Origin of the sequence: Pseudoalteromonas sp. UCD-33C (assembly GCF_001306895.1) — a bacterium.
Lineage (GTDB): Bacteria > Pseudomonadota > Gammaproteobacteria > Enterobacterales > Alteromonadaceae > Pseudoalteromonas.
Genome location: NZ_LJTB01000005.1, coordinates 105,301 through 118,227, shown reverse-complemented (window position 1 = coordinate 118,227; position 12,927 = coordinate 105,301). Strand labels below are relative to the sequence as shown.

Here is a 12,927-nt window from a genome sequence, read left to right as displayed (position 1 = left end):
CTATTTAAAATGTCTTTACCTTTAAATCATTTTTTACAAGTTATGATCGACAAAAAAGGCTCAGACTTGTTTGTTTCGAGCCAGCTGCCTGTCAGTGCAAAAGTAAACGGTGAATTAATACCTTTAAGCGATGAGAAGCTCTCTGATGAGGATTCACTCGCTTTGGTCGAGTCAGCAATGAACGACAAACAGCGCAAAGAATTTCATGACAGTAAAGAGTGTAACTTTGCAATTGCGACTGATGAAGGCCGTTTCCGTGTTTCTGCCTTTTGGCAGCGTGATAGAGCGGGTATGGTTATTCGCCGTATCGTGACGCAAATCCCAGATGTCAACGAACTAGGTTTGCCATCAACATTAACCGACGTGATTATGGCAAAACGTGGTTTAGTGCTGTTTGTAGGTGGTACAGGCACGGGTAAATCAACCTCGCTCGCTGCGCTTTTAGGTTATCGTAACCGCAATCAACGTGGTCATATTCTTACTATTGAAGATCCTATAGAGTTTGTTCACGAACATCGTAAAAGTATCATTACCCAACGTGAAGTAGGCTTAGATACAGAAAGCTTTGAATCAGCTCTAAAAAGCTCGTTACGTCAAGCACCTGATGTGATCTTAATTGGTGAGATCCGTTCACAAGAAACCATGGAATACGCACTCAGCTTTGCCGAGACGGGTCACTTGTGTGTGGCGACACTGCATGCGAATAATGCCAACCAAGCCATTGACCGTATCATGCACTTAGTACCAAAAGAAAAGCACGATAAGTTAAAGTACGACTTAGCACTTAACCTTCGCGCCATTGTTGCTCAGCAGTTGGTGCCAACTTCCGATGGGGAAGGGCGTGTTGCTGCTATCGAGATTTTGCTTAATTCACCTATGGTGGCAGAGCTCATCAAGCGTGGTGATATTGGCTCTATCAAAGAAACCATGGCTAAATCGAAAGAAATGGGCATGCAGACCTTTGACCAAGCCTTATTTGAGCTTTATAAACAGCGCCGTATTAACTACGCTGATGCGTTACACCATGCTGACTCGCCAAATGACTTACGCCTAATGATTAAGCTGCAAAACAATGAACAAAGTGGTGCGGGCTTCTTACAAGGCGTGACTATCGATGGTCTTGATGGAAAGAGTGACGAATAAATGTGTTTGCGAGTAAATTTAATCGGTTGGTTATTTTTATTGCTGAGTACCTTTCAGGTATATGGCAATGATAATAAAAGTGTGGTTATTTTTATTCGCGATGATGTTTATGACGATTACAGTCGCTTTTTGAATGGTCGCAAACCTCTTGAAGTTAAAGACTTCAGTGGTGCTTACATTCGCCGTGATGTGGTCGATATGATCATAGCTCAACAAGCATTGAGTTTAGGCGGTTTTACCAAGCCATTTCGTTATCACAAAGGCAATGTTAATTATCGCAATACCAAGCTGTTAGAAGATGGCCAGCTACTATTAAGCTTCGATAGTGTTTGGTCTGTTGATGCAAAGCAGCTAGTTGAGTCGGTATATATCTCTGATCCTGTGATTAGAGATGGTGAGTATTTTGCGGGTATATTCACTTCACCGAACAATAAGAAAGTGCAGCAAGTAAAACAGCTTGCTGACTTTAAACAATTAACCGCAGTGTCAACGCCACGCTGGCAAACCGATTGGCAAACGTTATCTGCTCTGCCCTTAAAAGAGTTGCTCAGAGAAGATGAGTGGCTTGGGCAAGTCCGCACTGTATCGATGCAGTGGGTTGATTTTATGATGATGCCCTTAATGCCTAGCCTCAATAATCGCTACACATTAGAAAACATTGAACTGGTAGCTGTGCCAAACCTAGTGCTCCAGCTTAATGATAGCCGTCATTTTATTATTTCGAAGAGTCACCCCGATGGAAAAGCGGCCTTTGTTGCAATTCAAAAAGGGCTTGCGCAGCTTCGTAAAACAGGCGCAATTGAAAAAGCCTACCGAGAGGCAGGCTTCATTCCAGATTTAAACAACTATACGGTGATTAATAAAGCGCCTTAGTCGCCATAAAACTGCTCAAAAAAGCTTTCTAAGATGATCACCGCTGACATATTATCCACATTACCTTTACCAAGGTTTCGGTAGCCACCTTGTTCAAATAAACGGGCTTTGGCATCTGCTGTTGTTAGTCGTTCATCCTGCGTTTCAACCGGTATAGCAAAGTGGTTGTGTAAGCGGTTTGCGAACTTCTTAGCTTTAAAAGTAACTTCTTGATTGGTGCCATCCATATTAAGCGGTAAACCAACCACCATTAAATCAGGTTGCCACTCATCCACTTGTTTTTTAATAAGTTGCCAATCAGGGATCCCATCTCTCGCTTTTACAGCTTGTAAGCTTGATGCTGTTCCTGTGAGCTCTTGACCAATGGCAATACCAATACTTTTGGTGCCAAAGTCAAAACCCATTACGGTGCGTTCACCGAGTGGCTTAAAAGTTCGTTTTGTCATAGTCTTAAAATTTATAAATGTTAGGCGTGGCCAGCTTCAGAGCTTAATTGCCCGATATCAAAACCCAGCATAGAAACGGCTTTTTCCCAGCGTTTTTCAACGGGTGTGTTAAAGATGATCTCAGGATCTGCTTTGATAATTAACCATGAATTCTCTAGCAGTTCTTGCTCTAGCTGCCCTTGATCCCAACCAGCATAACCCAGTGTGATAATAAATTGTTCAGGTGCTTCACTCGTGGTTAGGCTTGCTAACACATCTTTTGAAGTGGTGATCATAATATCACTACTAAGTTTTTGACTCGCTGCATAACCTGGCTTTGGTGAGTGCAAAACAAATCCGCGATCGGTTTTTACAGGTCCGCCTGCGTACACAGCTAAACCTGCAGCTTGCTTGCTTTTGTCGTTATCAATTTCGATTTTATCGAGTAGCTCGCCCACGGTGATATTGATAGGCTGGTTAATTACCAAGCCCATCGCACCATCTTGATTGTGCTCACAAATGTAAGTGACAGCACGCTTAAAAAAAGGGTCTTGCATGCTCGGCATTGCGATTAAGAAGTGATTCTCTAATGACTGCATAGGTCGCCCCTTTTGTTGTTTAATTTAAGTATGGCTCAGTTTTCTTTCAATGGCATCAAATAAGTGACCAGTGATTGAAATGTCATAAGCGGCTTCAATCTCTTTTACACACGTTGGCGCAGTGACATTGATTTCAGTTAAACGGTCGCCAATGATATCTAGACCAACAAAAATAAGGCCTTTTTCTTTCAGCGTAGGTGCTACAGCCTCTGCAATTTTACGGTCTGAATCGCTAATCGGGCGTGCTTCACCTCTACCACCTGCTGCCAAGTTACCGCGCGTTTCGCCATTTTGTGGAATACGAGCTAGGCAATACGGCATTACTTCACCATCAACCACAAGTACGCGTTTATCGCCTTGCTTGATTTCAGGAATATAGTTTTGTGCCATTGCAAAACGACTACCATGTTCGGTTAGCGTTTCGCAGATCACACCAATATTGGCATCATCTTCTTTAACTCTAAAGATAGATGCACCACCCATACCATCTAGCGGTTTTAAAATAATATCTTTATGCTCAGCTAAAAATGCACGAATGTCTGCTTGGCTACGTGTTACTAAAGTATCTGGCGTATGTTCGCTAAACCAAGCTGTGAATAGCTTTTCGTTAGCATCGCGTAAGCTTTGCGGCTTATTGATTATAAGCGTGCCAGCTTGCTCAGCACGCTCTAAAATATAGGTAGCGTAGATGTACTCAGTATCAAAAGGCGGATCTTTACGCATTAAAATAACGTCTAAATCTGCTAAAGCAATGGTGGCTTTTTCTTCTAATTCATACCAGTGATTTACATCATCAAACACACGGGCTTTGGCGGCTGTTGCAAAGCCTTGACCTTGACGTAGAGAAAGGTCATCCATTTCCATGTAGTAAATTTCGTAACCGCGCTGTTGCGCTTCCATCATCATTGCAAAGCCAGTGTCTTTTTTAATATTAAAGCCACTAATTGGATCAGAGATTATGCCTAGCTTAATTGCCATATTTTTGCCTTAGAATCGTATGCCATACTATGTTTTGTTACTTTGATATATGGGTATTTTTACGGTTTTCAATTCGCTAAATCGCCAAACTGTAATTGTAATGCGCTCAATACCGTCAGAGCGGCTGTTTCTGTTCGCAGAACACGTGGGCCTAAGCGAATATCAACAAAGTTTTGCTGTTTAGCAATGTCAATTTCTGCATCGGTAAATCCACCTTCTGGGCCGACTAAAAAGCGCACTCCTTCGTTTGGTACTTGAATAGTTTTAATACTGTGCTCAGCACGCGGGTGCAAAGTAAGTTTAATCGCCTCACTTGCTTGTTCTAGCCACTCTTTTATATCGATAGGAGGGTGTACAACAGGCACAAAATTACGGCCTGATTGTTCTGCGGCGGCAATTGCAATTTTTTGCCATTGTTGATGTTTTTTCTGCAGTCTGTCACCACTTAGTTTTACGCCACAACGTTGGCTAAAAATTGGGGTGATTTCTGTGATACCCAGTTCAACAGATTTTTGAATAGTGAAATCCATTTTATCGCCACGAGAAATGCCTTGGCCCAAGTGAATTTTTAAAGGCGATTCAACATCATGATCAACAAACTCCTGAGGCTCAACGACGACATTTTTTTTGCTGACTTCAATAATTTCACTGAGGTATTCACCTCCTTCACCATTAAAAATCGAAACCTTATCACCGACTTGCATACGCAATACACGGCCAACATGACCTGCTGCATCATCATCAAGTGCTACTGGGGTGTTTAAAGAAATCGCTGAAGGTTGGTAAATATGTGGAACTCGCATGGCTGTCACTTATCAATAAATTTAGCAATATGGTAAGTATACAGCGGCTTAGGTGCAATTATTTATTTGTTATTTAAATTCGTCTTTGGCACTTAAAACATGTGCAGTGGTTTCGGCAATCTCAGATTGGCAAGAAAGGTGGTTAATGTGAGCAGCATCCGGGCAAGGTGTAAAACTAAAACTATGTCCATCTTGTTGCACTAAGTAACGTATTTTGTGAAGTGAGTTATAAATAAATTTTTGTGCATCATTCGCCAGTTGATAGTCAGTCTGATTAATCAGTACACCTTGAATATCGTGGTGTTCATGTAAATAGCTGGCGAGTTCTGAGACACTAATTTCATTACTAAAATCGCAATAGCAATAATCCTTAACGAGTTGATCAAACATGAGTTTAACCATATGGCGGCTATTAGCGCCAGCCACAACTAGAGTTGAATTTTCGGCATTTGCAAAGTAGTGCTGAGCAAATGCGCGGCTAAACTCATCATCTATATCAACTAATAAATAATTATTAACTTTAAAGGGCATAATGCCTCACGATTCAAATACTTCCGTATCAAATTGAAAACATACTTATTAGTAAATAGCCTATTGCACCGAAAACGGCAAACTCTATACAGGCTATGCCAATGTTATCTTGGTGATCTACTTCTAACGATGTGTCGATATTAGGTAGAGAGATATATTTAATAATGTAGCTCAAAATATATAACAATACCCACATTGCACCGCAATGAGATACTAGAGTGAATAAATTTTCTACCATCTTACCACTAATAAATGATGCACTGGCAAGACCAGCATAGCCCGCAAGTGCTAGGCCGATAGACTTACCCGCGTAGCGAATGCCAATAGAGGTATTTTCAAGGTTAAAGTTACTTTGTAGTGATGCACCTTGGTTGGCTTTTGCAAAGCGATATTCACGAATTTTACTATCAAGGGCAAACATACCTTGCAGCACAAAAAAGCTCACAGTGGCGATCAATAAGCTGCTGTAACCTTGGGTATGGCACCAGTTATAAAGGCCAAGAGCGATAATGCAGTTTGCGATTAACATGCCTGAATCAACTAAAGCAGCGCAGACATTTTGCTTTAGAATGGCTGCTTCTTCATTAAAGCGATGCAAAATCCATTTACGATGAATTAAATGGCCTATTTTTATAAAGGCAAACAACAGCACAATGAGTAAAAGTACTTTTAGCGGGTTAGATTGGGCTGCACTTAAGCTAATTTCATCAAATATATAAGCGATAGTGGCTATAACGACCATAATTTCGCTGGCAAAGCTGATCCCCATGGCAAAGTTATCATGTTGCGCAAGCTCTTCTTTAAGCGCTTGTTTTGCTTTGATTTGCGTTAGAATACGTAGCAGTACTATAGTGACGCAAATTACAGCGAAACTAATAGCAATCGCGACTAAACTAGTGTTAGATAGTGATAAATATGACATGCAGGTCCCTGCTAAATAATTCTTTGATAATCATTCTAGTACGGTTATTGGCAAGTTAAAAGAGAGTATTTAATGAGTAATTTACACGCGCTTCCCGAGTCACTTCATCAGTTAGGCCAAACCCGCTTCGCGAGCTTGTATGAGGGGCAAACTGAGCAACAAAAGATTATTAACTTGCTGTCTTTAAGTGACTTTGCGTGGAACTGCTTACAATCTCAGCCTGATTTAAAAGACTGGTTACTTGATGATAAGGAGCTCGCTAATCGTGCAGTTGAAGCTCCGTTAAGTAATTCTGAAATCAATGAACTGGATGACAATGCTGCGCTGGCAAAGTTACGTTTGTATCGAGAAAAATACTGGTTGAAAGTGGCTTTTCTTGATTTGTGCTGTGCAAACCCAATTGCCGATAGCATCGCTTATATCTCGGCCCTTGCAAACCAGCTTATCGATAGTGCCAATCAGTGGGCCTTTGCGCAGGTCGCAAAAGTCAGTGGCATGCCGCTTGATGATGACGATAATGCAATGCCAATGTTAGTTTTAGGTATGGGCAAACTTGGTGGGGGAGAGCTTAACTACTCATCTGACATAGATTTAATTTTTTCTTACCCTCGCGATGTTGCAACGCAAGGGGGGCGCCGCTCCATTGAAGCGCAAGTTTTTTATACCAAAGTGGCGCAAAAGCTAATTATGGCGCTTAACCAAACCACGGTAAATGGCCAAGTGTTTCGGGTTGATATGCGCCTGCGCCCATTTGGTGAAAGTGGGCCTTTGGTAATGAGTTTTCATGCAATGGAAGATTATTACCAAGAACAAGGACGTGAGTGGGAACGCTACGCCATGCTAAAAGGGCGATTAATTGGCACAGAAAATAGGTATTGGGATGAGTTTTATGAATTGCTAAGGCCGTTTGTGTACCGCCGCTATATTGATTTTTCGGTGATTGAATCGCTGCGCAAGATGAAGCAAATGATTGCTCAAGAGGTACGCCGAAAGCGCCTTACAAACAATATCAAATTAGGTGCTGGCGGCATTCGAGAAGTAGAGTTTGTAGTACAAGCGCTGCAAATGGTCCGAGGTGGCCGTGAAGCGAACCTACAAACTCAGTCATTACTGGTTGCTTTAAAAGAGCTGGTTAACAACCAAGTGATGTCGAATAAAGAAGCTGAGTTATTAACACAAAACTATTTAGACTTACGTCAAATTGAGCAGTACCTACAGATTTTCGATGATAAGCAAACGCAAACCCTACCTGATGACGAGTTAAACCAGCAGCGTTTATGCTATTTGCTCAATAAAGATGATTTTGATCAGTGTTTAACTAGCATTGAGCAGACCATGTCTCAAGTACATGGTGAGTTCGAACAAGTGATTGGCTTTGAAAGCGAAACGGCAGATCCGTGTGAAAGTGAGTACATTAGCGCTTGGGAAATGACAGATGTTAGCCTGATGTGTGAGCCAAATCTTGACTGGCAAGCGGCGCTTGAAGATTTTAAAGCGCGCTTAACTAAGGCGAAAATTGGCAGTCGAGGTCGTGATATCCTCGACAAATTAATGCCGCTTTTACTTAAACAGTTAACAGTTACAAAAGCCAGTAGCGACGCTTTTACCATGATCTGCCAAGTGTTGAATAAGATCATCTCACGAACTGCCTACCTAGAGCTGTTATACGAAAACCCAGGGGCGTTAAATCAATTGGTTGCACTTTGCTGCCATAGTAAATGGATTGGCGAGCATATCTCTCGTTACCCAATTTTACTTGATGAGCTGATTGACCCCCAGGTGCTTTATAAACCGACGCCTTTATCTGCTTACAAAGATGAAATTAGACAGTATTTCTTGCGTATAGAGCATGGCGACTTAGAGCTGCAAATGGAAGCACTTCGTCAGTTTAAACAAACGCATCAGTTACGCATTGCTGCAGCCGATGCAACCGGTGTACTGAGTGTGATGAAGGTTAGCGATCACCTTACTGCGCTTGCTGAGGCTATTGTAGAGCAAGCGGTCAATATTGCATGGCATGCATGTGTCGAGCGCTTTGGTCGGCCGGCGAATACCTCAGATCAAGAAAAGGGCTTTGCTGTTATTGCTTACGGCAAAACTGGCGGCTTTGAAGTTGGCTACGATTCAGACTTAGATCTGGTATTTGTGCATAACCACGATGGCAGCAGTTATACCGATGGTGATAAGTCGATTGATTCGCGTCAGTTTTACTTAAAGCTTGCACAGCGATTAATGCACCTATTCAACACGCGAACTGCGTCAGGCATATTGTATGAGCTTGATACTCGTTTACGTCCTGAAGGGGCATCGGGTTTACTAGCTATTAATTTAGAAAGTTACTACCACTATCAGCAAACTCAAGCATGGACCTGGGAACATCAAGCTTTGGTTCGTTCACGCATGATTTATGGGCAAGATTCGTTGCGAGAGCGTTTTGCACAAATCCGCAAAGACGTTTTGTGCCAAACCCGCGATAATGAGAAGCTTAAGACTGATGTGGTTGAGATGCGTGAAAAAATGCGCGCTCACCTTGCTAAAGGTAATGATGATCTGTTTGATTTAAAGCAAGATAGGGGCGGTATCACAGATATTGAGTTTATCACTCAGTATCTGGTGCTGAATAATGCAATGCAGCACTCTGAGCTAACGACCTGGTCTGACAATGTGCGTATTTTAGCTGATGCTGCACGTTTAGGCTGTATTACTGAGCAAATGCAGCAAGAATTAGTGGCTGCGTATATTGCCTATCGTTCACGTTATCATGTAATGAGTTTGAATCAGCAAGGGCGTTGTGCGCAACGTGCTGAGTTAACTCAGCACATCGAATTAGTAAGTCAGGCGTGGCAACAGGTGTTTTAGCTTTTTAAGCGACGGCAGTTTTCGCGCACATAAGCAGAGGGCAGCTCAGTGATAACTGCGGCTCTTTGCTTAAAGCAAAAATAGGTGTAAACCTCATTTTCGAAATCATCGTTGATGGCGCGGCCAACCTGATAAAGGGTTGAGACAAAGTTACTATCAACGCGAAAATGATCTTTTACAACATAGTCTTTGCTTAAATACCAGTACAGTACGATATCTTCGTGACGAGCATAGTCAGAGAGTACATCTTTTAAGGTGTTACCATTTTCAAAGCGGCGCGGTTGAATATCACCAGTCCAGTTAGGTGATGAAGGCTCTACGACTTTTTCGCGTTCAAAAAGTGCGACATCTAAGCTGGTTTCTGGCGTAGGTAATTTAAGAACGTATTTATCGCGCTCATTATTCTTGTTATTTACTTGGTTACGTAGCGCCGCATAAAAGCGCGATAATCCTTGCGCTGCAGCATTTTTGGTATCTTTAATGTCCATTACTGGACCACTACCAAATAAAAAGTAAATAGCAGCAGCAATCAAAATAACAGCTAATGATAAATGCTTAACCCAAAACCACATTTCTAATACTCTTGTTGTTGATTAGCTTTATAAAACCATACAAATGGTAAAATGTCACTCTACTTGTAATAAGAAGGTGCATTCTTATCTGGGCGAGTTTTAAAGCGACGGTGAAGCCACATATACTGCTCAGGCGCTAAATCGATAGCTTGTTCCATACGCTGATTTACGTGGGTAACGTCTGCAAGATCATCGCCACTTGGGAAGTTTTCAAGTGCAGGTAATACCTCTAGATGGTAGCGACCCTCTTCATCACGACGGCTCGTTAAGCTTACTGTTTCGCAGTTACGGCTACTTGAAAATAACAGCGTTCCTGTTGTTGTTGCTGCTTCTTTTACCGCATAAAAAGGCGCAAATTCGCAGCGGTTACGGCCGTAATCTTGATCTGGCAAATAGTAGCAAACCTTTTTATTTTTAAGCGCTTGCAGTAAGCCTTTAACATCTTTTTTGCCAATTAAGTATTCGTTAGAACGAAGACGACCGTTAGTCGTGAAATATTCCATTAAAGGGTTGTTATGCGGGCGATAAAAGCCAATACCTTGGTGTTTAACACCCATAATACGGCTCGCCATTTCTAGGTGTAAAAAGTGTGGCACAAGCAACAGCACACCTTTACCTGATTGCTGAGCTTTTTCAAAGTGCTCTAGGCCTTTAACAGAACCAAACACTTTATTGATTCGCCACTGGGGCCACCACCAAGCCATGCCGGTTTCCATCATTGCAATACCGGTATTTTCCATATTCTTTCGAACTAGTTCGCGTTGTTCATGCTCTGGCATATCAGGAAAACATAAACGAATGTTTACCTCAGCAATATGGCGACGACGTTTCATAAAACGGTGTACTAAACGGCCAAGCAGTTTTCCAAGCGCTAGTTGTAATTTATGTGGTAACCAAGAGATAAGATATAAAAAGAACACGCCAATCCAAGTTAACCAGTAACGAGGGCCTAAAAAAGACGCTTTAAAAGGAGATGAACTAACCACAAAAAAATCTCTAAAAATAAAAAAGCTAGTTTAACTGTATGTCCTTAAAAACACAAAAAAGCCAGCACGAGGCTGGCTTTACAATAAGGACTTTATAGAAGAAATGCTTAGATTTCTTTTAAACCTTGGTTAATTGCAACAAGGTCTTCGCTAGTTAGTGTACCAGCAGCTTGTTTCAAGCGAAGTGTTGAAACAACATAGCGGTAACGAACGTTTGCTAAATTACTTTTTGCATTATAAAGGTTTTGCGTGCTGATCAGTACGTCTACGATAGTACGTGTACCAACTTCAAAGCCTGCTTCAGTTGCTTTAAGCGCACTTTCAGCAGAAACAACAGCTTGTTGTAGCGCTTTATAAGTAGCAATGTCAGACACTACTTGGTTGTACGATGTGATAACCGAACGAGTTACTGCACGTAAGCTTGCTTCTAAATCTTCACTTGCCGCAACATAGAAAGCGCGTGCTTGATCTGTCGCTGCTGTTGTTGCACCACCTGAGTAGATAGGTAGGCTGAAGTTAACACCAATACTTGTACTATCTTCGCGTGGCTGGTGTGAGTTGCTGTTTAGATCAGTTAGGCTGTCACCGTATGAAGCACTTAATGTTAGCTTCGGATAGTGACCTGCTTTTGCTAAATCGATTTGATCTTTAGCAATATCAACCGTTACTTTTGAAACTTGCAGATTTAAGTTTTGGTCTTTTGCAATTTCAATGTAGTCAGTTGACTGCTTTTTAGGTGCAACAGTTGAAAACGTTTCAGTATTCAACATGTCTAATTTCGCGTGGTATTTACCAGTGATTTCGCGAAGTTGCTCACGCGCTGTTTCAACACTGTTCTTAGCAACGATTTCTTGTGCTACAGAGTTATCGTACTGAGCTTGCGCTTCGTGTACGTCAGTGATAGCTGTTAAACCTACTGCATAACGCTCTTTAGTTTGTTGTAATTGGCGCTCGATGGCACGTTTTTCTGCTTGAACAAACTCAAGGTTATCGATTGCGCTTAGTACGTTGAAGTAACCTTCAGCAACACGAACAATTAAGTCTTGGCGTGCAAAATCATACTGAGCGTTTGCTTGTAATGCTTGTTTATCTGCAATACCGAGTGAATTCCATGCACCTAAATCAAACAGCGTTTGGTTTAAGCTAATACCACGGCTAAATTCATCAGGATCATAGTCATAACCTGTATAACCCGTAGCATCATTACCCTCGTAAAGATCTGATTTGGTTGATTGGTAACCAAGGCTTAAACCAATTTGTGGTAATAGTGCACTTAACGCGCGATCGCTCTCATAGGCTTGTGCATCTGCTTGGGCTTTTGCTTTAAGTACGGTAGGATCGTTTGCTGTCGCAATTTCGTAAACTTGTAGTAAGTCTTCAGCGTAACTAGCTGTTGCAGTCAGTGCGCTTGAAAACCCGATCAGCGCAGCGAGTAGTGTTTTTTTCATTGTTCGTTCAGTCCTTAGACAATTTTGTACTGTGACCATGGTACTCTTTTTTAATGAATAACCAAAAAAAAATTACGTAAATCTGCATGTCCAAGTGTAACAGAATATAATTGGCCGTAACATTTACTTAAAACGCAAAGGAAATAGTGAATGAAAATATCAGCAATCTCACAATTTAATCATGATGACATAGAGTTAAAGCCGATTGAGCGTGTTTATGATGGTTTCTTTAAAATTAATACTTATCGCTTTCATCATGCATTGTTTGCTGGTGGTAAATCAGTAGAAGTTAAACGCGAAATTTTAGAGCGTGGCCATGCTGTTGCTGTACTTCCTTATGACCCTAAGACTGACCAAGTTTTATTAATCGAACAAATTAGAATCGGGGCGCTCGCATCAAAGCAGTCACCTTGGTTACTTGAGTGTATTGCAGGCATGGCAGATGGCAGTACTGATTATGAAGATGTAGCTAAGCGCGAAGCATTCGAAGAAGCCGGTATTGAGCTTAACGAGCTGGAATTTATGATGTCGTATCTTTCAAGCCCCGGCGGCACCACTGAGCGTTTGTATTTATATTTAGCGCGCACTGACTTAGCAGGGTATCAAGGCGGTATTTTTGGCCTTGATAATGAAGATGAAGATATCAAAACCCATGTAATGTCATACGATGAAGCTATGCTGCGTCTAGAACAGGGTGAAATAGACAATGCAGCGACAGTTATCTCATTACAGTGGTTAGCACTGAATAAGCAACGTATACTGTCTGATTGGAAAAACTCATAGGGGAT

13 protein-coding genes are annotated in these 12,927 nt (G+C 41.7%); 4 read left to right on the top strand and 9 right to left on the bottom strand.

Annotation, left to right across the window (positions count from 1 at the left end):
* Nucleotides 1-9: 9 nt before the first annotated feature.
* Together AOG26_RS12140 and AOG26_RS12135 are read left to right on the top strand one after the other, a co-directional pair.
* Nucleotides 10-1,143: a PilT/PilU family type 4a pilus ATPase gene (locus AOG26_RS12140; protein ID WP_054562739.1), complete on the top strand. Its 1,134-nt coding sequence runs from the start codon at nt 10-12 to the stop codon at nt 1,141-1,143.
* Complete coding sequence (locus tag AOG26_RS12135; protein WP_235575490.1) at nt 1,144-2,016, top strand: hypothetical protein; 873 nt, start codon at nt 1,144-1,146, stop codon at nt 2,014-2,016.
* Here the strand turns inward: AOG26_RS12135 and ruvX are convergent.
* From ruvX to AOG26_RS12105, 6 genes are all read right to left on the bottom strand, one after another.
* Nucleotides 2,013-2,462, bottom strand: coding sequence for a Holliday junction resolvase RuvX (ruvX, locus tag AOG26_RS12130; protein ID WP_054562738.1), 450 nt, complete (start codon nt 2,460-2,462; stop codon nt 2,013-2,015). The two genes, AOG26_RS12135 and ruvX, sit on opposite strands and share 4 nt — an antisense overlap.
* 20 nt (nt 2,463-2,482) lie before the next feature.
* Nucleotides 2,483-3,040 (bottom strand): YqgE/AlgH family protein, encoded by a 558-nt coding sequence (locus AOG26_RS12125; protein ID WP_054562737.1) that lies wholly within the window; start codon nt 3,038-3,040, stop codon nt 2,483-2,485.
* A 24-nt stretch (nt 3,041-3,064) separates the two neighbouring features.
* Nucleotides 3,065-4,018 carry a glutathione synthase gene (gene gshB, locus AOG26_RS12120; protein WP_054562736.1) on the bottom strand — a complete coding sequence of 318 codons (954 nt, stop codon included), beginning with the start codon at nt 4,016-4,018 and terminating at the stop codon, nt 3,065-3,067.
* A gap of 68 nt (nt 4,019-4,086) precedes the next feature.
* Complete coding sequence (gene rsmE, locus AOG26_RS12115; protein WP_054562735.1) at nt 4,087-4,821, bottom strand: 16S rRNA (uracil(1498)-N(3))-methyltransferase; 735 nt, start codon at nt 4,819-4,821, stop codon at nt 4,087-4,089.
* 69 nt (nt 4,822-4,890) lie between these two features.
* Nucleotides 4,891-5,352: a hypothetical protein gene (locus AOG26_RS12110; protein ID WP_054562734.1), complete on the bottom strand. Its 462-nt coding sequence runs from the start codon at nt 5,350-5,352 to the stop codon at nt 4,891-4,893.
* Nucleotides 5,353-5,380: 28 nt separating this feature from the next.
* On the bottom strand, nt 5,381-6,274 hold the full coding sequence (locus tag AOG26_RS12105) for a DUF350 domain-containing protein (protein WP_054562733.1): 894 nt from the start codon (nt 6,272-6,274) through the stop codon (nt 5,381-5,383).
* Nucleotides 6,275-6,346: 72 nt separating this feature from the next.
* Here AOG26_RS12105 and glnE point away from each other — a divergent pair, with 72 nt between their 5' ends.
* Entirely contained in the window at nt 6,347-9,133 is a 2,787-nt protein-coding gene (glnE, locus tag AOG26_RS12100; protein WP_054562732.1) for a bifunctional [glutamate--ammonia ligase]-adenylyl-L-tyrosine phosphorylase/[glutamate--ammonia-ligase] adenylyltransferase, read from the top strand.
* Here glnE and AOG26_RS12095 read toward each other — a convergent pair.
* The 3 genes from AOG26_RS12095 to tolC form a co-directional block, all read right to left on the bottom strand.
* Complete coding sequence (locus tag AOG26_RS12095; protein ID WP_054562731.1) at nt 9,130-9,705, bottom strand: TcpQ domain-containing protein; 576 nt, start codon at nt 9,703-9,705, stop codon at nt 9,130-9,132. The two genes, glnE and AOG26_RS12095, sit on opposite strands and share 4 nt — an antisense overlap.
* A gap of 59 nt (nt 9,706-9,764) precedes the next feature.
* Nucleotides 9,765-10,691, bottom strand: coding sequence for an LpxL/LpxP family Kdo(2)-lipid IV(A) lauroyl/palmitoleoyl acyltransferase (gene lpxL, locus AOG26_RS12090; RefSeq protein ID WP_054562730.1), 927 nt, complete (start codon nt 10,689-10,691; stop codon nt 9,765-9,767).
* Nucleotides 10,692-10,798: 107 nt separating this feature from the next.
* The gene (gene tolC / locus AOG26_RS12085; protein ID WP_054562729.1) at nt 10,799-12,139 is read right to left on the bottom strand and encodes an outer membrane channel protein TolC; all 1,341 of its coding nucleotides are present in this window, start codon (nt 12,137-12,139) and stop codon (nt 10,799-10,801) included.
* 150 nt (nt 12,140-12,289) lie between these two features.
* On the opposite strand from tolC, the gene AOG26_RS12080 reads away from it, so the two are divergent.
* Nucleotides 12,290-12,922: an NUDIX domain-containing protein gene (locus tag AOG26_RS12080; protein WP_054562728.1), complete on the top strand. Its 633-nt coding sequence runs from the start codon at nt 12,290-12,292 to the stop codon at nt 12,920-12,922.
* Nucleotides 12,923-12,927: the final 5 nt, after the last annotated feature.